Below are 22864 nucleotides of genomic sequence, written 5' to 3'. Positions count from 1 at the left end.
ACAGCCCCTCCCCAACACCATATCCCAACCGTGAACGGTTGAGCCGATCAATCCCTAATATCGGTCGTCCCGCGCTGGCGAGGAGTGAATCGAATCTATCGGCCATGTGATCATTGCACCGCCCCCATATTGATCCGGCCGAAGGAAGTGGGCGCTCCGCTGGTCATTATTGCAAGGATGACGGATGCCATGAATCGATATGCTGCCCGGTTTTCCCTGCTCGATATGATGGGCGCCTTCGCTCCATTTCGCGCGGAAATCCGGCGCAGGAGCGCGGCGTTTCCAGCTTTTTCCCCGAGCATGGAAGCCTTCATCCACGCCTGCCGCAAGACAGGCGCCAGGACCGGGATCGCTAAGCCCTTCCGCTCTCCCTGCCATCAATGGCCTCGTCTGCCGTGCCCACCACGCCCATTGACAATGACTGGCAAAGAAAGAAGATTATGCCGATATAAGAAATTTCCCCGGAGAGAGGCAATGGTGGCACGTCGGCGGCCGAACCGCGCCAAGTTACGCAGAAGCGGCTCCACGATCAAGACCGAGATACGGGCGCTGGATGTTCTTGAGTTCCTTAACCGTTCCGGCGGCGAGGCCCGCGTGGGCGATGTTGTCAGGGCGTTGAATTTCCCTCAGTCCAGTGCGTCGCGGTTGTTGGCCCAGCTGTCGGACGCGGGCTATCTTGCCTATGACCGGATGCTTCGGATCTACAGGTCGAGCGCGCGCTCCGCACTTCTGGGTGCAAATGCAATGACTCGCGTCTTCGGCGCGGGAGAACCGTTCCGCATGACGGAAGAGTTGCGAAGACTGTCGGGTGCTCCGGTAACGCTGACCTCCCGCAATCAGACCCGCCTGGTTATCGTGCATATCGATGGAGGCGAAGAGGTCGAGAATCCGTGCTTCCATGTCGGTCATGTATCCCCTCTTGTCGGATCGGCGAGTGGGCGCGTTATCCTGTCGAATTCGAACGACTCGACCATTCAGTCGCTGGTGCGCCGCTACAATGCGGAAACGAGTTCACGTGAGGAACGTGTTCGGCCCGACGCGTTTATGGAGTCGGTATCGCAAGTCCGGGAGCGCGGATATCTGGTCCATCCCGTCGAGGCTGCTTATCGTACCATTGGTCCGCTTTGCCGCCGGGCCGGCGCCGCAGCGTGTGGAAAGCATTGCTGCCTTCAGGGGCGCGCCTTCCATGTCGTTACGCCGGTTTGCAGCGGTAGCCATGGCGAGGTTGCTGTTATAATTGGCGTTCCCGACTCCGTGGAGGAGAGGCATCAGACGCAGTTCGCCGAGGAAGCGCGGGGCATAGTTCAGACGTACATGCCCCAGTGCTGAAATGGCGCGCTGAAAATGAGATGATGGCGTGGAGCTGTCGGCATCTCTGTTGACCGAGCGCTTCGGTGCTCGGAAGGCGGGACAGGCTTCGTCAGATCGCGCGAGGTAGCGGATCGTCCGGATTGAGTTTTCCGTTGGCATGATCTGCACAGCCATGTCGATGGCTGGATGCCGAAACCAGGCCAAATGCGCTGCTTGCGGCGGATTACCTCAAAAGTTAGAAATTGATAGTAATTTCAATAGTTTAATCTAGGCTATCTACGGGTGGATGATTGCGGCGTCGTTAAGTTGCCGGTGGAATGGGAAGGCGGCTCGCACTAACGTCTCATTATGACAGAGCATCAAGAAAAATCCGCGGACCAGTGGCGGGAGCTGACCACGCAACTTGCTGAAGCGGGCGAAGCCATTCGCTCCTTTGCATTTGTGGGGGACGAGCCGGCCGACGAGGCAGAATTCAACAAAGTGCTGGCGATGACCTTCGCTCAGGCATATTGGATGAACTTTCATTCGGACGTGTCGGCTCCGGAATGGCTTCCATTCATCGGACAACTCATCCCTTCAGGGGCGATCAACCCAGATACGCTTTACTATAGTGCACGGCTCGATCCCAACGGTACATATCGCGTGAGCGGCGAACGTGGGACCGTTTATATGCTCGACTTTCAGCTCAGTCAGCGTCAGCCCGGATATCCGGGGCAGTCCGGGGCACGCACCGCCTCCATCGATGGAGATAGCCTGACGCTGGATTCGCAAGGGCGTTTCGATTTCGTCATCAGCAAGGAGCGTCCCGAAGGCGTTGCGGACTGGTATCCCCTACCGCCCGAAAGCGGGTCGATACTGATGCGTCAGGTCAGCTATGACTGGGAGGGTGAGCGAGACGCGCGCGTGGCGATCGAACGGCTGGATACGCCGATTGGGCGTCCCCGGCCCACCGCGGCGGAGACGCAGGCGTTGCTTGCCCGCCTGCCCGAACACATGATGCTATATCAAAAGCAGTTCCTGAACTACAAGGCACAGGTCCGCGCGCTGGGACCTGCGAACCAGCTGCACCGCAGGATCAGGACGGAGACTGGCGGCGAAGGGCAGGGCGGCGGCATGGGTGGTCAGGTGATCTACCATGGTAATTTCGACCTGGCCGATGACGAGGCCCTGCTGATCGAAACCACCATTCCGGAACGCTGCGGCTATTTTAACATCCAGGTCACCGACGAAATGCATCTGGCCATCGATCCGCTGTTTCATCAGGCCAGTCTCAACGGACATCAGGCCCGTCTGGATTCGGATGGCAAATTCCGTGCGGTCATTTCGGTCCAGGACCCAGCTGTTCCCAACTGGCTTGACACGGCAGGCTATCGTCACGGCGGAATCATCGGCCGCTGGACCCGGTCGAGCGGCGCTCCCGTGCCCGATGCCCGCGTGATCAAATTGAAGAACCTGCGCGATCATCTGCCTGCCGACACGCCGACGGTTTCTGCCGACGAGCGTGAACGGATTGTTCGGGCGCGGTCATGTGCCATGCAAAGGCGCCGGCGATGACGGGGCGTTCGATGGTGGAGGAGCGCGAGCAAAAGCTTCATGCCGAGGCCGTCGAGCGGGTCGGCCATGATGATTTTGGCGAACCAACTTATCGCGCGGGCCTTCGGGTGGTGCTCGAAGCGCTTGACGATGATCCGGGCAATGCCGCTCTGGCCAACGCGATCGAGCGCCATGCGCTGGACGCGTTGACGGGACGGCTTTATGCGGAAGCGGGATGGAAGGCCTATCCATCATGCCTCGACACGAAGCTCGCGCCGCCGCTTGTGATCACCGGTCTTCCACGAACGGGCACGTCGATCCTTCACCAGCTTCTTTGCACGGATCCGCAGTTCCAGTGGATGCCCAACTGGATTGCCGCTGCGCCACGGCCGAGGCCGCCGCGAGAAGAGTGGTCGCAAGCGCCCGAATATCTGGAGGCACACCGGCGTCTGGATGAACAGTTCAAGGCCAACCCCGGCGTCAGGGCCGCGCACAATGTCGAGGCGATGTTGCCCGAGGAGTGCATCCGGCTCATGATTCAAAGTTTCGTGACGATGCGGTTCATCTCCACATTGCCGCTGCCTCGCTATGAAAAGTGGTTCTTTGAACAGGATGAGGTCCCGTCCTATCGCCGGTTTGCCGACAATCTTCGCCTCATCGGCAAGGATTGCCCTCTGCCGTGGCTGTTGAAGAATCCCAGCCACTCCATGGGCATTGAAGCGCTTCTGACGGTTTTCCCGGACGCGCGGATCGTTATCACACACAGGGACCCGATTGCTTCCATTGCATCTGGTGCAAGCACGATCCAGCGATCGGCTGGTTCGCTTTGGTCAGATCAGAATGCGATAGGTCCCCATCGCCTTCGCATATGGTCACGCGCCGCGCGACGGCTGGAGGCGGCCCGGAAGGCCCGCCCCAACCAGTTCGTGGAAATCGAATATGACCGGATACTGGCGGACCCAATCGGCGCCACCACGGACATCTATGAACGGTTCGGGCTGGAACAGACGTCCCAAACCGTCACGGCCATGCGCGATTGGCTGGCGTCCAATCCCCAGGGCAAGCACGGCAAACACGAGTACCGCTTGCAGGATACCGGCCTGACCGCGGAAGCCATTGCCGCCGAATTATCTGATTACCAACTTCGATATGGATATGCCTGATGTCAAACTTTCAAGGTAAAGTCGCGATTGTTACTGGGGCTGGCAGGGGGATCGGCGAGGCCGTGACCCGCAAGCTGGTGGCGGGAGGCGCCACCGTGCTTGCCGTTGGGCCTGGCCGAAACGAGGAGGGGCTCGCCGCGGAGCTTGGAGAACAGGTCGTTCCGGTGGTCTGCGACGTGTCGGTCGAAGCGGATGTCGATAATCTGTTTGCCATTTGTCGCGAACGTTTCGGACGGCTCGATCTGCTGTTGAACAACGCCGGCATCTCTCTGGGTGGGCGCCGCCTGCACGAAACGCCCATTGCCGAATGGGACCAGGTGATGGACATCAACCTGCGCGGCGCATTCCTTATTCTGCGGCAATCAATCGCTTTGATGCTGGAAAGCGGAGGGGGTTCCATCGTTAACACCGCGTCGATCGGCGGTGTGAAACCTTCGCTCAGCACGACACCCTATTCGATCAGCAAGGCCGGACTGATCATGATGACCCGGACTACTGCGCTCGAATATGCAAGGGACAATATACGCGTCAATGTGATCTGCCCCGGCACAATCGCCACGCCGATGATTGAAGCGGGTGGAGCGGAACTCATTGCGAAAAAGGAAGCGATTACCCCGATCGGTCGCATCGGGACGGCTGAAGAGGTCGCTGAACTCGCCTGCTTCCTGCTGAGTGATGTCGCACCCTCGATCACGGGAGGCGTCCATACGATTGCCGGAGGACGCGAAGCGCTTTAGAATATCGGTCGGAAAAAGCCTGTCCTGAGTTGAACGGGGGGCATGTGCCTCCCGCTCAACTCGCTCGGACCGGTCGTTATGCCAAGGTCGTAACCGTCAAAGTGCGCGTGCATTAAAAAAATAAAACGATTAAAATATAATCATATTCTTTGAACTGAGTTCATTCATCGATATTGCTACTTTCAAGCGCAATGGCATCGATTTCAACGAGGCAACCATGATGAAGTTCGGTAACCGGAACCACGGTTCTGGCAGGCCGTACTTCCGGTAAAAATTTTGCATAGACAGCGTTGAACTTAGGCCAGTTCTCGACTCCGACAATATAGGCTGTAACCCGCGCAAGGTGATCTGTATCAGTTCTGGCTGCGGTCAATATTTCCTTTATATTCGAAAGGGCGAGTTCGACCTGTTCTTCAAATCCGATCATAAATTGTGGCACGCCTTCGGCGTTGACCGGCAACTGGCCTGAGACAAAAATGAATCCGTTTGCACGTGTTGCCTGTGAATAATGTCCTGCCGGCTGCGGTGCCGATTTTGTCATGATACTTTCAATGGGCAGTGGCATTGTCGCTCCTCATCCAGATTTGAGAATCAATAGGTTTTCAACGCGCCAGGAAAATTATATTTCCGCTTAGATCATTGAGATTATTCCAAACCAGTATTTCGAACACCGCTGGTGAAGGATAATGGCAGGAGGGTCGGAAAGCGAGCGCGAACGATATCGGAAAATGCCCGCGCGGCATAGGTCCTGAAACTGTTGCGCGACCAAAGAAGCGCTGTGATGCGAATGGGGGTGGGGTCGATCAGCGGTACTACCGTCAAGCCATGTTCGCTGCTGACCGCCCCTTCCGGCATGATGGCCATAACGTCCGACACAGCGGCGATCCCCCGCATGACGGCGATCGAATTTGTTTCATAGGCGAAGATCGGCATCGCCTTCGCTATCATGAAGTAGCGGTCGATAAGGTGACGGGTCGAGAAATTGTCTGTCATCCGAACCAGTCGCTTCCCGTTCAACTCTGCCAGGCGAATGCTCTTGCGGCGTGCGAATGCTTCTGATGAGCGCATAACGAGCACGAGCCGTTCTTCCAGCAACGGTTCCAGTTCGGTGTCTTCCAGAATGGCCGGAGCGAAAGCAAGTCCGACATCCAGCGTGCCTTCCGCCAATCCTTTCTCGATATCTGCTGGGGCCTGCTCAAGAACTTCGACCTCGATCTGCGGATAATGCTCGATAAACTCCCCCAGCACCGGAGGCAGCAGCCGGTGGATGAGCGATTGACTGACGCCGACGCGAAGATAGCCGCGAGTCATGCCGGCCAGTTCGGCAAGCGCGACTTGTCCGGCGTGGACCTCTGCGATCGCGTTCGCGGCATGCGTGCGATAGAGTTCTCCGGCCTGGGTCAACCTCATCAGGCGGCCCTTCCGATGGAAAAGGGGAATGCCGAGTTCAGCCTCCAACTCGGCAATCTGTTGGGAAAGCGCGGGCTGGCTAATGAAAAGCGCGGCGGCGGCCTTTGAAAAATTCAGCGTCTTTGCGGCACTGAGAAAATATTCGAGCTGCCGAAGCTTGATTGCCGAGCGGGGCCTTTCCATAATTCCTGCCTTTCAGTTTTGGCAAAATATCTTATTTTTCTTATCCATTCTGTAGCTCCGCCGAGGCGCCCGAAGCAAGAGGTCGAATCTTGTCTGCCCGTGAACCGTGCCATCAGGTTGACATGCGCTCTCTCCAATCACCCCGGAGAGCTGTGCTGTCGGCCGGCGCGCTTCTCGCTGGTCATAGGGAAGACTTTCGGTTGCAATAAGGAAACAAGATTTCCGTTATGTGCCTATTGTCATAGGATAAGCGGATAAGGCCTGGATGACGACCCGCCATGCCGCCGGGCAGGCCGATGTCGGAGCGCGGGGAGGGGAAGAATGCATCGCGTGAATCGCCGTATGGTACTCCGGGGTGGAGCAGCACTGGCGGTTTCTGCCGGCGCGAATGTCTTGCACTCCAGAAATTCGTCTCCAAAGGGCAAGGCAGTGGTGCCAGCTATTCTGGACGTGCATTATCACCCCACCGTTCCGGCTCTGGTCGAATTGATGGAGGGTCGGCGCATGTTGCCGGATCAGGCGCCGTTTCTTGCGATGATGAAACGCTGGAACATGGAACAGGCGCTGGCGGACATGGACGCGCATGGCATTGCCGTTGCCATCCAATCCGTCATTCCGCCGACCGGTTTGCCCGAGGATCCTGCCGCGGCCAGGACCTTCGTCGCCGCGGCGAACGAACAGGCGACCGAATTGATGATGAAGCATCCGCATCGATTGGGTCTTTTCGCGGCGCTTTCCATGAGCCGCGGCGACATGAGTGAAGAGATCGCCTATATCTTCGACAAGATGAAGGCGGACGGGATCGCGCTGCTCAGCCATTATGGCGGAAAGCGTATTGGCGATCCCTTTTATGAGCCGACGCTCGCAGAACTCGACCGGCGAAGGGCTGTGGTGTTCGTGCATCCCATCATGCCGCCGGCCATCCCTGCGCCCATGCTGAACCTCAGTGCCTTCCACACGGAACTGCCATTCGAAGTGACGAGGAGCATCGGTAATCTGTTGTTCAGCGGGGCGCTTGCCAGATATCCCGGCATCCGGTTCATATTCACCCATGGCGGAGGCGCTGTCCCCATGTTGATCGGGCGATGGGATCAAATGGCCCGGCAGTTACCACAAATGCAGGAAAAGGTTCCGGATGGTGTCAAGGCAGCGATAAGGAATGTTCATTTCGATCTTGCGACGGTGGCGGTGCCGACGAGTTATGCTGCGCTGTGCGAAATGACGTCCCCCGATCGTTTATTGTTCGGTTCCGATGTTCCCTATATTCCTCTGGAATTGAGCGTTGGCGGTTTTCGCAGCCTGACTTTGTCTGCTGTCGAGCGTGGGGCGATTGCCCATGGTAACGCTAACATCCTCTTCCCCCGCTTCAAATTTTTCTGAATTGTTCAAAGCGACTTTGCCTGAACTCAACGGGCGGCAAAGGATGGCGGGGAGTGGGATTGCGAGCCGTTCATGATGTGTTGTCCTGCGCTCCCCTCTGCATGTATAAGTTTTGCCTTTAATTTTTATAGGAAATGGCAATTTTAATTATTTTATGCGCGCGTCTAGGATGGCTTCGAAGGCAGAGGAGAATGCATCCGCGCCTTCTGCTCATTTCAGAGCGTAAGTAAAATTGATCATGTTTCAGTATAAAAGCCAGAAAGCATAATAATAATCCATATAATCGATGCTTATTTTGGATAAATTCAATCAGAACTTTGGGGAGAGGAAAATGTCGTATGTATCCGGTTCGGCGTTCATCGTTGGAATGCTGATATCGACCGCCGCGACCGCGCAGACGCAGGGAGAGGTTTCGTCTTCCCCGACGGAGCGGGGCGTCGGCGTCGCGGACATTGTCGTGACGGCGCAGAAGCGGTCAGAAAGTCTTCAGCGTGCGGCTGCTTCCATACAGGTTCTGTCGAGCGAGGCTTTGGTCAAGCAGGGCGTGACCAATCTCCGGTCGTTGCAGTCGCTGGGCACCGGCTTCGTGATGTCCAAGCAGCAGACCAATTCCCATATTATCATTCGCGGTGTCGGCGTGACGCAGACGGCGCCGAATACCGATCCCGCCAACGCCGTCATTCTCAATGGCGCCGTGATTGCCAGTGAAAGGCAGGGATCGGCCCTGTTTGATCTCGAGCGCGTCGAAGTGCTGAAAGGGCCGCAGGGCACGCTTTACGGCACCAATGCGGCGGGCGGCGTGATCAGCGTTTCCCTGCGCAAGCCGGGCACGGAATTCGCAGCCGACGGTCTGGTCGAAGTCGGCAATTATGAATATCGGCGTGTTCAGGTGGGGCTGGACATTCCCATCGGTACCGATGTTCAGCTTCGCGCTTCCGGCAACTTTGTGAACCGCGACGGCTATTCCAGCAATGGTCTGGATGACGAACGCTCGCGGGCAGGGCGGTTGACCCTGGTAGCGAAGCCATCGCCCGCTTTGTCGGTGCTGCTCTGGGGCGATTATGTCCACATGGGCGGTCTGGGAGATTCCGGTTATCTATTCCCCGCCCGCCAAGGGAAGAAATTTTTCCAGCCGTTTCCGATCTGCTGTGGTCAGCTATCCTATGATCCGGCGGACAAGGCGCGTGGACGCAAGGCGGATTTCTGGCAGATCGCCGGACAGGTCGATCTGGACGTCGCCGATGACGTCACCCTGAGCTGGATTCCGAGCTACCAGAAGGTCGATCTCCGTGGGCGTTTGCTGATCGATGGCGGCGGCCCGATTACCGCGCCGGTCGCGATCCAGCAGACGACGCGCGTCGACAAGTCAATTCTGTCTCAGGAACTGCGTCTTTCGGGCAAGACGGATGATTTCGAATGGCTGGTAGGTGCCTATTATCTTCGTCAAAGGTGGGGAGAGGCGCGCAACACGGCCTTGTCGAGGAATTACGACGTTGATCCCCTGCATACATCTTATTCAGCCTACGCCCAGGTCAAATATTCGGTTACCGAAAGCCTGCGGCTGACCGGGGGATTGCGCTATGGTGTCGACAAGAAGGAGTGTTCGGCGGAAGAATGCGCGATCTTCGTCAACAACGTCAGGACGCCGTTCGTTGTCGACATCAAACGCAATCGGATCGACTGGAAGGCTGGCGTTGAATATGATCTGAGTCGTTCTTCGCTCTTCTATGCTACGGTGCAGAGCGGCTATCTCGCACCTGGTTTCCATATTGTGGGTGGAGGCGGGACCAATCCCGGGGATGAAGTGCGTGCCGTGAAGCTGTTGTCCTACACCGGAGGTTGGAAGAACAGGTTGTTCGATAATCGCCTCACGCTGAACTTCGAAGGGTTCTATTACGATTACAAGGATTACCAGACCGGAGTTCTGGTGTTTTCTGGATCTTCGTTTGGCGCTTCCCAGGTCTTCAATGTTCCCAAGTCAAGAATTTACGGCCTTGAAGCCAATGCAACCTTCGCGCCCACACGCAATGATTCGATTTCGATCGGCATGACGGCGCAATCGGCTAAATTCAAGGACTTCACGGTGCCGCAGAACAATCCGGTACTCGGCCAGTTCGTGGTGGATTTCAGCGGCTTTACCATGTCTGCCGCACCCAAGCTCACTGCCAATCTGAATTATCAGCATGATTGGGAATTTTCGAATGGAGGCCGGCTCTCGGCCAATGTCCTGACCTCTTACAACAGCGGCTATTGGACGACCATTTCGCATGGCGTGAACCAGTGCCTGACGCTCAACATCTACCCGCCGATTCCGAGCTGTCTGGCGGGCGCCCCGCGTCAGAAAGCATATACGCTTACCAATTTATCGCTGACCTATAATGCACCCGATGACGCCTGGAGCCTTGGCCTCTGGATGAGAAATCTGGAGAACAGGGCCATTCTTGGCCTTGGCGTGGAAAGTCGGCCTAACAGCGCCGCACACAACCAGCTGCCGCCTCGCACCTATGGCCTGATGGCCAAATTCAAAATCTAGAGAACAGGGCTGGCTTGGAATGCCGCAACCGTCTTCATCCATGATGGATAACGATGCATGGTACCCGGCCAGTCCACCCATCGCTGGCTTGGTCGCAGGGCCGGTTTGTCGGGCAGGACGGGATTTTCACGAAGGGCCGGATCCAGCATGAAAGCATCTGCTTCAAACTATTGGCCCTGGGCTGTCGCCGTGGCGAGTTGTCTTGCGCTGATATTCAGCGGCGCGCCCATGCTCGTCTTCACGCAGAGCCTTTTCCTCGGACCGATGGCAGCGGACCTTGGTTGGAGCGGTGCTCAATATTACGCGCCTCTGGCCTTGGCGGGGCTGATTTCAGCAGTGGCGACGCCCTACATCGGCTCTCTAGCGGATGCGATGGGGGTTCGCCGCATATTGATACCCGCGATCGTCCTCTACAGCCTGTGCTATGCCGCTTTGGGAGCCATCGGTTCATCCCTGACAATTTATATGCTGCTCATCGTCGCCTTGTGGATTCTTCAAGGCGCGCATGGTGTCCTGCTCTATTCCAAGGCGGTACTCCTTTCGCCCAGTTCCAAGGCAGGATCGCGTCTGGCCATCGCATTGTCGGGCACCGCGCTGGGCGGCATACTGGTTCCCATTCTGGTCGATGCGCTGATCAGCGCTCAGGGTTGGCGAGGGACCCGACTGACATTGGCGCTGATGACGATGGTGGTTTGCCTGCCGCTCGCCTGGATTTTCACTCGGCCGCCGGCGGATTTGGAACTGGCTGGCGCCAATCACGTGGCCCCGACCCCTGCGGCGGGCGAAAGAGGGGGTGTTAATGTGCTGGCTTCCCGCACCTTCTGGTTGATCCTGTTGACCATTGGTTTCAGCGGCATGGCAGTCAATTCCATTCTCATCAGCATCGTACCGATCCTCACCGCCAAGGGCCTGTCCCATCAGTGGGCAGCGATGGGTATTTCCATTATCGCTGGCGCGCAGCTTACCGGTCGCTTCTGCACCGGCATGCTGCTGGACATTGTCAAATCGCCCAAGATCGGCATTCCCATGCTCATGTCGGCGCTGATGGGCGTAGCGGTCATGCTGACCATCGCGTCGCCCGCACTCAGCATGTTCGCGCTGGTCCTTTTGGGCATGGGACTGGGTGCCGAGATGGAACTGGCGGCCTATTTCGTCCGGCGCTATTTCGGAGCCGCCGTTTTCGCCAGAACCTACGGTTATATCCTTGGCGCCTACACGATCACGGCGACCAGCGGTCCGACCATATTGGCGCTCAGCCATGAGGCCAGCGGTTCCTATACGATGGGCCTCCTGGGGTGTGGAATTCTGTTGGCGGTATCGGTCGGCTTCCTGGCGGCGCTTCCGCCCTACCCGGACGAACCCCTCTCACCGGACATGTCCCGCGAAAACCTCAAGCGAGCGGCAGACGGACGCGACGGCGATCATGAGCGGGATTTTGGCGGAGCATATAGATGAACGTAACGATGAACGAACGCGTGCTTACGCGCATGCCGATGTCCGAACTCAGCCGGCGCTGGGCACTTGTGCAGGCCCGGCTGAAGGAACGGAATCTGGATGCCCTCGTCATTCTGGGCTCTGACGATTTTCTGGGCGGCTATGTTCGGTGGCTGATCGACCGGCCAGCCTATAACGCCTATCATCTGGCAATCATATGTTATCCCGATGATCTGATGACCATCATCGAGCATGGGCCGCTGGGCGGGTCGAGAACGGGCGACGGATCGGACCCCGACTATCCGGGTGTAGGTGAAGTGTTGCAGACCTCCGCCTTTCGTTCGATCCACTATCTCCACGGGGCGGAGGGGGAGTTGGTCAGTTCAGCCTTGCGGCGGCGGGACTGCCGCCGGATCGGCATGGCGGGAATGGGCGGGATGCCGCACAGGTTCGTGTCCATCATCGCGGATATTCCCGGTATCGAGATCAGCGACATGACGGACGATCTCGACCGGATGAAAGCGATCAAGAGTGCCGCCGAGATATTCGAAATCCGCAAGACGGCCGCCATGCAGGATGAGATTTTCCGGCATGTATTGGAGAATGCCCGGCCAGGAATGCGCGATTGCGATATCGTCGCGATCGCCCAGGCCGAAGGCCGCCGCCTGGGAAGCGAAGGAGGGGTGTTCTTCTGCGGTTCGGCGCCCCGGGGCGAACCCGCGCCGTTCCGGCTGAATCATTGGCAGATGAGGACGATAAATCCCGGTGACCCGGTCACATTGTTGATCGAAAATAACGGCCCTGGGGGCTATTATACGGAACTCGGTCGGACGATTGTTTTCGGCAAGGCCCCATCCAAGCTTCTCGACGCGTTCGAGATCGCGCGGCAGGCGCAGTTGGCCACATTGGCAAGAATGACGCCAGGGGCGGCTTGTGCCGAGATCGCTGATGCGCATGATCGCTTTCTGGAAGGCCATGGCTTGGCGCCGGAGCGTCGGCTCTATGCCCATAGCCAAGGCTATGATGTGGTTGAAAGTCCCTTGGTGCGCGCCGACGAACCGGGTCATGTCGAGGCCGGAATGAACATGGCGGTCCATCCCCATTTCATCGATCGGCACGCCTGCGGATATATTTGCGACAACTACGTGATCGATGCGGACGGGCCGGGGACATGCCTTCACGCAACCGAAAAGAAGGTGTTCGAGCTTGGCTGATGGTGATCATCAGCGCTGCGGCATGGCGAAGGTATGAGCAGGGCGACCCGGCTATGAAGATGCGCGCGACCGGCGCCCCTCGCAAGTCGGCTGCCTGGTGCGTGGCGGATCTTGAGGCGATGGCGGAAAGGCGATTGCCACGCATCGTCTACGATTTTCTGGAGGGCGGGGCAGAGGACGAGTTGAGCATGGCGTGGAACAAGGATGGCTTTTCGCGCCGGCGCTTCGTGCCACAGCCGTTGAAGGGGACGGCCACACCGGCAATCGGCGTCGACCTGTTCGGCGCGTCATGCCCGTTGCCCTTCGGCGTCGCGCCGATCGGGCTTGCCGATCTGGTGTGGCCCGGGGCGGCTGCTGCCCTGGCGAGGCTCGCGGGTGAGCTGGGCATTCCCTACATCCTGTCGACTGCCGCCAGCATCAGCATCGAACAGGCCGCCGCGCTGGCTGGCGATCACCTTTGGTTTCAACTCTATGCGGCCGATGATGCCAGGGTAACGGACGACCTCCTGAGGCGTGCGGCTGCGGCCGGGGTGAATAATCTGGTGTTCACCGTTGATGTCGCGCGTCCCGCCCGGCGGTTCCGGGATTTGCGGCATGGGCTGAAACCCGATTTTCGTCCCTCATTTCGCCAATGGAGCGACTTTCTGCGCCATCCTTTCTGGAGTGCGGCGATCATGCGGCATGGCCGTCCGCAACTGGCGAATATGAGCGCGTACAAGGACTTGGCCGAGGCCCGGCGCACGCAGCCAGGCGCCTTTATTTCGGCCCCTCGGGCGGATTGGACAACGCTCCATCGGCTCCGGGCTGCATGGCCCGGCAATTTGATCGTGAAGGGCGTTTTGGCGCCGGAGGAGGCGGTGGCGATAGAGGCTGCCGGAGCCGATGGCATCATCGTGTCCAATCATGGGGGACGGCAGCTGGACGGCGTTTGCGCCGCCATCGACGCGCTGCCTGCCATTTGCGAAGTCCTGAGGCCGAGCACGAAAGTCATGTTGGACAGCGGCATCCGACGCGGCAGTGACGTGGTCAAGGCCTTCGCGGAAGGTGCGCACTTCGTATTCCTGGGCCGATCCTGGCTTTACGCCGTCGCCGCCCTGGGACCTGAGGCCGGGCCGCCTGCGCTGGTCGAAATATTGCGCGAGGAATTGGAAAATGTCCTTACCCATTTGGGATGCGACCGAATGCCGGGCAGGCATTGCGGGGTGCTGAGCAGGTCATGAAACAGATCGTCATCGTAAGCGCGATTGACGCGATCGCCGATCCCATCGAGCGGGCGCTCATCGACGCAGGGTGCAGCGTGAGGCGGTTCCGGGACAAGGCAGACTTCCTGGCGGAAGCAAGCGCACTGAGGGAAGCTGCCGTGCTGGTCGCCGATGGATCGGTGCCCGTCGGCCGGGCGGCGATGGAGGGAGCAACTCATTTGCGCGCGGTCATCTCGCCCTTTACCGGGACGGAAGAATTTGACGTGGCGGCCGCCAGCGGCCTCAATATCCTGGTCGGCAACGGGCAAATACCCGAAAATTATGAAAGCATGGCCGAGGCGACGATCATGTTGATGCTGGCTAGCCTGTATGATCTGCCTGGCAGGCAGGCGGAGTTTCTTGGTGCCGCGCACCGCCGGGCGACAATGCTCAAGGGCAAGGTGGTCGGGCTTCTCGGGCATGGACGGATCGCTGGAGAGATATCCCGTCGTCTCGTCCCATGGGGAGTTCGCGTGATCGCAACGGCCCGCCGTCCGATTGTCGATCCGCATGTCGGGCAGGTCGACTTGGAGGAATTGTTGCGCGCCAGCGACCTGCTGTGCGTGCTGGCCCCGCGCAATGAAACCACGCGCATGCTGCTCAATGACGAGCGGATGCGGCAAATGAGACGTGGTGCGCGTCTGATCGTCGTGTCGCGCGGAGGCATCGTCGATGAAGCTGCTTTGGCTTCGCTCGCCGCAGAGGGGCATTTTGCGCATGTCGCGCTGGATGTGTTCGACGTGGAACCCCTGCCGCGCGACAGCCCGTTGCGTTCGCTGGAGCATGCCATCTTGACCCCGCATTCGGTGGGACACACCACGGAAACGATCGAGCGCCTGCCGCAAGCCGCGACCGAAAGCGTGCTCCGCGTGCTCCGGGGCATGCCGCCGCTCTATATATGCAATCCTGAAATTCTGGAAACCTGGCGGGCACGTTGGCGTGGAGTTCAGGGCAACGACACAGCCAGCCCGCATTTCCCTCATCAAGGAACGAAAAAATGAGATTCCCCCGCGCTTCCGATTACATACGTGATGAAGCGGTCAACGGAACCTTTTCCGTTCATCCCGATGTCTTCACCGATCCAGGCATATTTGACCTCGAACAGCGTCACATCTTCAGATCGACATGGAGTTTCCTGACGCTTGAAAGCGAAGTCGGGCGACCAAATGATTTTATCACGACCCATATCGGCAATACGCCCATTCTGGTTACGCGCGACAAACAGGGACGGGTCAATGCTTTCCTGAACGCCTGCCGCCATAAGGGGGCGCTCGTCTGCGTCGAGCAACAGGGCAATACGCCGCTTCATGTCTGTCCCTATCATGCCTGGAGCTATGATGCGGGGGGCAAGTTGCGGTCGATCCGTGACGCGTCCGCTGCGGGCTATACGGACAGGTTTCGCAATCTGGATCACAATCTGATCGCTCTGCCCAAAGTGGAAGCCTATCGTGGCTTCGTTTTCGGCAGCCTTTCGGCCGATGTTCCGCCCTTGTCGGATTTCCTGGGCGACATGCGTTTTTTCCTGGATTTGATCGTGGATCGTTATCCCGGCGGACTGCGATATCTTCCCGGATCGACAGTCTATACCTATCGCGCCAACTGGAAGTTGCAGATGGAAAATGGCATGGATTCCTACCATCTCAACACGGCCCATTCGACCTTTATCGATGTGATGGATCGGCGCGCACGCGGGGAAGGCAATGTGGCGGTGCGCGAAGTCAGTTGGCGCAAGCGTGAAAATCTTCAGCAGGGATCGCTGACCTTCGATCATGGGCACACCGTCCTATGGGTGGACGAAGGTGACACGGAAGGGCGCCCCGATTATATCGCGGCGGAACGAGCGCGACCGCGAGTGGGGGATGTCAAGGCCGACTGGATGCGGCGCGGCCGGAACTATTATCTCTTTCCCAACATGCAGATTCAGGATTCCCAGAGCCTGATGATCCGCATTTTCCGGCCGATCGGCGTTGGCTTGACGGAAATGACCGCTTTCTGCCTGGCGCCGGTGGATGAAGAGCCCGCGATGCGCAACTGGCGTCTGCGTCAATATGAGGATTTCTTCAATCCCAGCGGATTGGCGACGCCAGATGACTCGGTAGTGTACGAACATTGCCAGCAGGGCATGGGTTCTGTGGGGCTGCCCTGGCTGCAAGGCTATTCGCGCGGCACGAGGGACTTCATCTTCGGCGGCAACGCCTTGTCGGAGGAGGTGGGGCTGCATCCCGCCACGACGACCATCGGACCCATGGGCGCCTTTGTGGAAGTGCTTATGCAGCAGCCCTACCGCGCATGGTCGACGATGATTGACAAGGGCGTCGAACAGGACCTGAGGAGCGCGGCGTCATGCTGAAGAACGAAATCGATTCCCGTCTCCTTCTGGAGGAAGGGAGGAGGATCATATTGAGGGAAGCGGCGCTTCTCGACGATGCGCTATGGGATGAATGGCTTGCGCTCTACACGCCGGATTCGGTTTTCTGGATGCCGACATGGCGCCGGTGCGGAACCCTGACAGAAGATCCGGGTAATGAAGTTTCGCACATCCATGTGGTCGGGCATGCCGGTTTCCAGGAACGGATCATGCGCATCCGGTCTGGCCGCGCGGCGGCGTCCCGCCCGTTGCAGCGGACCAGTCATCTACTGTCCGGCACCCAGTTTCTGGAAGATCCACGATCCGATTTCATGCGGCTGCGCACGGCATGGGTCAGCCATGTCTATTTTCCGCTCGCCCATGTGATGGAAACCTTCTTCGGGCATTATGAGCATGATCTCCAATTGCAGCGCGAGTGGAAGATCGCTCGGAAGAAGGTCGTTCTGAAAAATGACTATCTACCGACGATGGCGGACTTTTATTGCGTTTGAACAGCGACGGTCTTCGGACCTGTCGATGGGTCATGGCGCCGCCTGGAAAGCCGGATGAATTATAAGATTTTCCTTTTATCGGGATAGGTAACGGCGATTTTGATTATCATTCGGCCGGTCCTAGACAGGATGCAACGCAAGATATGAGGGAGGGTGATGTTGTCTTCGGTCGAATCCCGATCGGCCCCGCTGCTGGTCGGTCCGCCGCAATCGAAGCTCTGGCAGGAAAGGGCGTGATATGACCGACTTCGTCCAAGTGGAAGTGGATGACGGCATCGCCATCTTCACCCTGAATGCCCCGCAAAGCCGCAACGCGTTGTCGGATGACGGGCAATATGCCTCGATCGAGGCGGCCTGCCGGGCGGCGGAACTGGACCCGCGCATCCGGTGCGTCATTCTGACGGGCGCGGGCAAGGCCTTTTGCGCGGGCGGCGATATCAAGGCGATGCTGTGCAGGATTGACGATCCGGCGCTGGAGGCAGTCGATGACCGTTACCATTACAAGCATGGAATCCATCGCATTCCCCGGGCGCTTTTTGATCTGGAAGTGCCGCTGATCGCTGCCGTCAACGGGCCGGCGATCGGTGCGGGCCTTGACCTTGCCTGCCTGTGCGACATCCGCATTGCCGGCGAAAGCGCCAGATTTGCGGAGAGTTTCGTCAAGCTGGGCATCATTCCGGGCGATGGAGGCGCCTTTCTCCTCCAGCGGATCGTCGGCATTTCGAAGGCCGCCGAACTGACCTTCACCGGGCGGACCATTGGCCCGGCCGAGGCGCAGGCATGCGGGCTGGTGTCGGAAGTGACGCTCGATGTCGGACTGATGGACCGGGCAAAGGCGCTCGCGCGGGACATTGCACAGAATCCGCCGCAGGCTCTGCGTATGGCGAAGCGTCTGCTGCGGGAAGCCCAGACCACGCGGCTGGAAAGCATATTGGAACTGTCGGCTTCATTTCAGGCGCTGGCGCATGCGACCAAGGATCATGAAAACCGGCTGAGGGAAGCCGTTAGCCGGTTGGGAGGCGGACAATGAAGGAAGGCCCTGTCGAAATTCAGCTTCGCGACGGCAAGATGTCCGGCTGGCTGGCCCAGCCCAACAGTGCTCCCAAGGGAGCGGTGATCGCCATCATGGAGATTTGGGGCGTCAACGATACGATGCGCGAACATGCCAGGGAGTTTGCAGAACAGGGCTATGTCTGCCTGGTGCCCGACCTGTTCTGGCGGCAGGAGCCGGGCGTCGAGCTGTCGGATCGGGACCCTGCCGACGTGGAACATGCTTTCGACCTTTATTATGGATTCGATTACGATCTTGGCGTGCGCGACATGAAGGATTGCGAGGCGTGGCTGAAGGAGTTCGGCGGCCTTGACCTCAGCGTGGGCGCGGTCGGATACTGTCTGGGCGGCAAGCTTTGCTATATGATGTGCTGCCGGACGGACATTGCATGCGCGGTGGCCTATTATGGCACCTATATCGAACATGAAATTCGGGAAGCAGGCAATCTTCACCGTCCCTTCCTGCTCCACATGGCAATGAAGGATCGTTGGGTTCAGCGGGAAGTAAACGATCTGCTTGTTCGACGACTGTCGCCCAATCCACTTGTGTCCATCCACCAATATCCCGAAGCGGACCACGCCTTTGCGCGACATGGCGGCCTGACCTATCGCAAGGTAGAGGCGGACGAGGCGTTCGCATTGACGCTTTCGTTTTTCGACCGGCACCTTGCAAAGGTGGAAGCTGCATGACCGAAGCTATTGTCAAAATTCCGGAACTCGCCTTCGTCCGCCTGCGGTCGCCCGATCTTGACGAGGCGGAGGCGTTTCTGACCCATTTCGGCATGACGAAAGTCGAACGGACGCCGACGGCCCTCTATATGCGGGGGACCGATGGCGGCCATCATCTGCACATCACGGAACTGGGCGAACCGAAGGTGGTCGGCTTCGGCTACATGGCGCGCGATGAAGCCGATCTGATCGCTCTGGCCGGCAGGGAAGGCATTGAAAGCGTGGATGAGCCGGGCGGCGGAAAACGCGTGCGGCTGACCGATCCGCTGGGCTTCCAGATCGAGATTCTCTCCGGCGTCGCGGCCCTGGCGCCGCAGGCGGTGGAACGGCCGCCGTTGAATCTTGGAGCACATGGCGCGACGCGGCTCGGTCGTGAATACCGGCATGTGATGGCGCCGTCGTGCGTCAAGCGGATCGGGCATGTGGTTCTGCACGCGACCGATCTGCCGCGGACAGTGGCCTGGTATCGTGAAACGCTGGGCATGCTGGGCACCGACGATGTCTGGGCGGGGGAGCCAGACCATGTGATCGGTTCTTTCAACAGGGTGGATCGCGGCGACGACTTCGTGGATCATCACGTCCTGTTCGTCGTCCAGCAAAAGCGTAACGGCCTCAACCATGTTTCCTTCGAGGTACAGGATTTCGATGATGTCGTCGCCGGCCATCAATATTTGCAGGAACTGAACAGTTATCGTCACGCCTGGGGCGTAGGACGCCATTTTCTGGGCAGTCAGATATTCGATTATTGGCAGGACCCGTGGGGAAGAATCCACGAGCATTGGACGGACACCGATCTGTTCAATGCCAGTTACCCGCAGGGTTCCCATCCGGTGGAGGTCGGATTTTCCTCCCAATGGGGCGACGATGCGCCTGAGGCGTTCGTCAACCACAGCTCGATATAAATGAACGGGGAATCGCAATGAGACTGGATATTTTCTGTCACTATCTTCCGGAGCCGGTGTTCCGCAAGTTTCAGCAGATATTGCCCGACAATTTCGGCCTGAAAATCTTCGAAAAGCTGCCTGAGCTGTGGAACATCGAAAGCCGGTTGGCGCTGATGGAGGAATATTCCGATTATCAGCAAATTCTTTCGCTATCCAATCCGCCGATCGAATTGCTGGGCACGCCTGACGAAACACCCGCGCTGGCCCGTTTCGCCAATGATGCCCTGGCCGGGGTATGTCGCGCGCATCCAGATCGTTTCCCGGGCTTCATCGCCAATCTGCCGATGAACAACCCGCGCGCCGCCGTCGCGGAGGCCGACCGCGCGGTGACGGAACTGGGTGCCCGTGGCATTCAGATTTATACCAACGTGCTTGGCAGGCCGCTCAGCGATCCGGCATTCTTCCCGCTGTTCGAGACGATGGCCCGCCATGACCTGCCGGTCTGGATACATCCGATGCGCGGCCCGAATTTCGCTGACTACGGCACGGAAGAGGCGTCGGCGGACGAAATCTGGTTCACCTTTGGTTGGCCCTATGAAACCAGCGCGGCAGTGACGCGCCTGATCTTCTCGGGCATTTTCGACAAGCTTCCGACGCTCAAGATCATCACCCATCATATGGGCGGCATGATCCCCTATTTCTCCGAAAAGGTCGGCCTGGGGTTCAACCAGATTTTCGAAGGCAGAGAAGGGGTCAATCCATTGGCGGTCCGCGCGGGACTCAAGCGACCACTGCTGGATTATTATCGCATGCTCTATGCCGATACGGCGATCAACGGTTCGCGCGCGGCGGCGGCCTGTGGCCACGCATTTTTCGGTAGCGATCATCTGCTGTTCGCCTCCGACGCTCCGTTCGATTACAAAGGGGGACGCAAGCTGATGAGCGGCGCGATCGACGCGGTCGGATCGCTGGCGATCGACGATGGCGAACGCGACAGGATATTGTTCGAAAATGCCCGCCGATTGTTGAGGCTGGCCTGATGTTCGCGCTGGGGACATTCGCCGGGAACGACCGGATATTCACCGGGCTTGTCGTGGCGGACCGGATTTTCGACCTTCGGGCGCTTCAGTCGGCCGCGCGAAAGGGAGAAGGTCAGTTCCTGATGGGCGCAACGCTCCATGATCTGCTCGATCGATGGGAGGAGAATTTCCCTCGCCTTGAGGAACTGGCTCGCTTCGCGCATGCCGAGCAGGGCAATATCGGGGAGGTCGCGCCGGATGGCGTACGGTATCTGCCGCCGCTTCGCAAGCCGGGCAAGATCCTCCATTCGGCGGCGAACTATAGCGAGCATGTCGCTGAAATGGCTGCTTATAACACCGCCAACGGCACCGATCCTTCAGCCCGCTTCACCGGTGAAAAAAAGGGTGCAAGTCCCTATCTGTTCCTGAAGGCGGCCAGCGCGCTGACCGGGCCATATGATGACATCCGGTTGCCGGAGGGTGTGCACCAGATCGACTGGGAAGCCGAACTGGCCGTCGTGATCGGGCGGCGCGGCCGTGAGATCAAGGCAGACCGGGCGATGGATCACGTCGCGGGCTTCATGGTCGCGAACGACGTCACCTGTCGCGATATGCTCTGGCGAGACGACCGGAAGAATTTCAGGACCGACTGGCTCGCGTCGAAATCGCATGACGGCTTCGAACCAATCGGCCCGCTGTTCGTGCCGCGAGAATATGTGGGGGATGCCGGCAAGCTTCGGATCACGCTGAAAGTGAACGGCGTGACGAAACAGGACGGCAGCACGGCCGAGATGATCTTCTCGGCGGAAGAGCAGATCGAATTTGCGACGCGTTTCATGACGGTGGAGCCGGGGGATATATTCGTCACCGGCACCGTTGGCGGCGTGGGCCAGGCGACGGGTGAATTTCTTTCTGCCGGCGATATCATGGAAACGGAAGTGCACGGTGTCGGGCGACTGCAAAATCGCATCGTTGCCGCGGAAGAGGGGAAATGATCTTGGCTGATGCACCCGTGCTGGACATCGATCTGTTCACCGAAGAATCGATACTTGATCCTTATGAAAATTATGCGGCCATTCGCGACGCCGGACCGGCGGTCTGGCTGCCGCGCCACCAAGTCTATGCGCTGGGACGCTACAGGGACGTGCGGGCGGCGCTGCGTGACGGAAAACGCTTCGTTTCGGGCGAGGGCGTGTTCTTCAATGCCGAGGCCAATCAGCATATTCGCGGCACGTTGCTGGCGAGCGATGGCGACCTGCATGATAAGTTGCGGGGCATCATTGCGCCGCCGCTTTATCCGGCGGCTGTCCGTGCTCTTGCCGAAGGGTTGACGGAGGAAGCGGAGGCGTTGGTGGCGCGCCTGGTCGAAGGCCGATCCTTCGATGCGGTGCTGGACCTTGCCTGGCATCTGCCCTCCACGGTCGTCACCCGGCTGGTCGGTCTGCCGGAGGACGGGCGGGAACGGATGCGGGAATGGGGCCTTGCCACCTTCGATGCGATCGGTCCTGCCGACAAACCGCGCACGCTGGCGGCGATGCCCGACAATTTCGAGATGCATGATTTCGTCGCATCGCCCGATCTTCCCGAGCGGCTGTTGCCGGGAAGCTGGAGCACGCGCATTTTCGATGCCGCCAAAGCCGGCGAGATCACGGCGCAGCAATGTGTCAGCCTGCTCATCGACTATGTCGCGCCCAGCCTTGACACCACGGTCAGCGCGATGAGCAGCGCGATCTGGCTGTTCGCGCAATTCTCCGAACAATGGGACCTTCTGCGCGCCAGACCCGCCCTGATGTCGCGCGCCATTGCGGAGGTCGTGCGGTTGGAATCGCCGATCCGCACCTTCTCGCGCTTTGCGGCCGAGGATGTGGAGGTTGACGGCGTGACGATACCCGCGGGCGCCTGTGTCGCCATGCTCTATGCATCGGCCAATCGGGATGAGCGCAAATGGACCAATCCCGAACGATTCGACATCGAACGGGAGGGCGTGAACGATCATCTGGGCTTCGGAAACGGTGCGCATATCTGTGCGGGCATGCATCTGGCGCAGCTGGAAGTCACCTGCGTCCTGCGGGCGCTCGCCTCGCGCGTGAAGCGCTTCCATCTGGGAGCGCCCGAACGGCTGATGAGCAATATTCTTCGTGGTTTCCATTCGCTTCCCATCGAAGTGGAAATCTGATCCCGTCC

General features: G+C 58.9%; 20 protein-coding genes. 18 read left to right on the top strand and 2 right to left on the bottom strand.

Annotation, left to right across the window (positions count from 1 at the left end):
* Positions 1-474 precede the first annotated feature (474 nt).
* From RUH75_RS09865 to RUH75_RS09850, 4 genes are all read left to right on the top strand, one after another.
* Positions 475-1329, top strand: coding sequence for a helix-turn-helix domain-containing protein (locus tag RUH75_RS09865; protein WP_313805245.1), 855 nt, complete (start codon positions 475-477; stop codon positions 1327-1329).
* Positions 1330-1659: 330 nt separating this feature from the next.
* Positions 1660-2865 carry a hypothetical protein gene (locus RUH75_RS09860; protein ID WP_313805242.1) on the top strand — a complete coding sequence of 402 codons (1206 nt, stop codon included), beginning with the start codon at positions 1660-1662 and terminating at the stop codon, positions 2863-2865.
* Positions 2862-4007 (top strand): sulfotransferase, encoded by a 1146-nt coding sequence (locus tag RUH75_RS09855; protein ID WP_313805239.1) that lies wholly within the window; start codon positions 2862-2864, stop codon positions 4005-4007. The genes RUH75_RS09860 and RUH75_RS09855 overlap by 4 nt, the downstream gene beginning before the upstream one ends.
* Entirely contained in the window at positions 4007-4744 is a 738-nt protein-coding gene (locus RUH75_RS09850; RefSeq protein ID WP_313805237.1) for an SDR family NAD(P)-dependent oxidoreductase, read from the top strand. The genes RUH75_RS09855 and RUH75_RS09850 overlap by 1 nt, the downstream gene beginning before the upstream one ends.
* Before the next feature lie 160 nt (positions 4745-4904).
* Here the strand turns inward: RUH75_RS09850 and RUH75_RS09845 are convergent, their stop codons facing one another.
* Together RUH75_RS09845 and RUH75_RS09840 are read right to left on the bottom strand one after the other, a co-directional pair.
* Positions 4905-5309: a RidA family protein gene (locus RUH75_RS09845; protein WP_313805235.1), complete on the bottom strand. Its 405-nt coding sequence runs from the start codon at positions 5307-5309 to the stop codon at positions 4905-4907.
* 80 nt (positions 5310-5389) lie between these two features.
* A complete protein-coding gene (locus RUH75_RS09840) occupies positions 5390-6337 on the bottom strand; it encodes a LysR substrate-binding domain-containing protein (RefSeq protein WP_313805233.1) in 948 nt (315 codons plus the stop codon).
* A gap of 429 nt (positions 6338-6766) precedes the next feature.
* Between RUH75_RS09840 and RUH75_RS09835 the strand changes: the two genes are divergently transcribed.
* The 14 genes from RUH75_RS09835 to RUH75_RS09770 all read left to right on the top strand — a co-directional run bounded on the left by RUH75_RS09835 (position 6767) and on the right by RUH75_RS09770 (position 22856).
* Complete coding sequence (locus RUH75_RS09835) at positions 6767-7717, top strand: amidohydrolase family protein (RefSeq protein ID WP_313805230.1); 951 nt, start codon at positions 6767-6769, stop codon at positions 7715-7717.
* A gap of 331 nt (positions 7718-8048) precedes the next feature.
* The gene (locus tag RUH75_RS09830; RefSeq protein WP_313805227.1) at positions 8049-10250 is read left to right on the top strand and encodes a TonB-dependent receptor domain-containing protein; all 2202 of its coding nucleotides are present in this window, start codon (positions 8049-8051) and stop codon (positions 10248-10250) included.
* Between the two features lie 57 nt (positions 10251-10307).
* Positions 10308-11705, top strand: coding sequence for an MFS transporter (locus tag RUH75_RS09825; RefSeq protein ID WP_313805224.1), 1398 nt, complete (start codon positions 10308-10310; stop codon positions 11703-11705).
* Entirely contained in the window at positions 11702-12898 is a 1197-nt protein-coding gene (locus RUH75_RS09820; RefSeq protein ID WP_313805221.1) for a M24 family metallopeptidase, read from the top strand. The genes RUH75_RS09825 and RUH75_RS09820 overlap by 4 nt, the downstream gene beginning before the upstream one ends.
* Positions 12898-14118: an alpha-hydroxy acid oxidase gene (locus RUH75_RS09815; protein ID WP_313805218.1), complete on the top strand. Its 1221-nt coding sequence runs from the start codon at positions 12898-12900 to the stop codon at positions 14116-14118. The genes RUH75_RS09820 and RUH75_RS09815 overlap by 1 nt, the downstream gene beginning before the upstream one ends.
* Complete coding sequence (locus RUH75_RS09810) at positions 14115-15140, top strand: NAD(P)-dependent oxidoreductase (protein ID WP_313805215.1); 1026 nt, start codon at positions 14115-14117, stop codon at positions 15138-15140. The genes RUH75_RS09815 and RUH75_RS09810 overlap by 4 nt, the downstream gene beginning before the upstream one ends.
* Entirely contained in the window at positions 15137-16489 is a 1353-nt protein-coding gene (locus RUH75_RS09805; RefSeq protein ID WP_313805212.1) for an aromatic ring-hydroxylating oxygenase subunit alpha, read from the top strand. Before RUH75_RS09810 ends, RUH75_RS09805 begins: the two co-directional genes overlap by 4 nt.
* The gene (locus RUH75_RS09800; protein WP_313805209.1) at positions 16483-16998 is read left to right on the top strand and encodes an aromatic-ring-hydroxylating dioxygenase subunit beta; all 516 of its coding nucleotides are present in this window, start codon (positions 16483-16485) and stop codon (positions 16996-16998) included. Before RUH75_RS09805 ends, RUH75_RS09800 begins: the two co-directional genes overlap by 7 nt.
* Before the next feature lie 238 nt (positions 16999-17236).
* Positions 17237-18028, top strand: coding sequence for a crotonase/enoyl-CoA hydratase family protein (locus RUH75_RS09795; RefSeq protein ID WP_313805206.1), 792 nt, complete (start codon positions 17237-17239; stop codon positions 18026-18028).
* Positions 18025-18738 carry a dienelactone hydrolase family protein gene (locus tag RUH75_RS09790; RefSeq protein ID WP_313805203.1) on the top strand — a complete coding sequence of 238 codons (714 nt, stop codon included), beginning with the start codon at positions 18025-18027 and terminating at the stop codon, positions 18736-18738. Before RUH75_RS09795 ends, RUH75_RS09790 begins: the two co-directional genes overlap by 4 nt.
* Positions 18735-19679 (top strand): VOC family protein, encoded by a 945-nt coding sequence (locus RUH75_RS09785; protein ID WP_313805200.1) that lies wholly within the window; start codon positions 18735-18737, stop codon positions 19677-19679. The genes RUH75_RS09790 and RUH75_RS09785 overlap by 4 nt, the downstream gene beginning before the upstream one ends.
* A 17-nt stretch (positions 19680-19696) precedes the next feature.
* On the top strand, positions 19697-20701 hold the full coding sequence (locus RUH75_RS09780) for an amidohydrolase family protein (protein WP_313805197.1): 1005 nt from the start codon (positions 19697-19699) through the stop codon (positions 20699-20701).
* On the top strand, positions 20701-21675 hold the full coding sequence (locus tag RUH75_RS09775; protein ID WP_313805194.1) for a fumarylacetoacetate hydrolase family protein: 975 nt from the start codon (positions 20701-20703) through the stop codon (positions 21673-21675). Before RUH75_RS09780 ends, RUH75_RS09775 begins: the two co-directional genes overlap by 1 nt.
* Before the next feature lie 2 nt (positions 21676-21677).
* Positions 21678-22856: a cytochrome P450 gene (locus RUH75_RS09770; protein WP_313805191.1), complete on the top strand. Its 1179-nt coding sequence runs from the start codon at positions 21678-21680 to the stop codon at positions 22854-22856.
* Positions 22857-22864: the final 8 nt, after the last annotated feature.

This window comes from Sphingobium sp. (assembly GCF_032153725.1).
In the GTDB taxonomy this organism is placed as follows: domain Bacteria; phylum Pseudomonadota; class Alphaproteobacteria; order Sphingomonadales; family Sphingomonadaceae; genus Sphingobium.
This window is presented reverse-complemented; position numbering and strand designations above follow the sequence as displayed.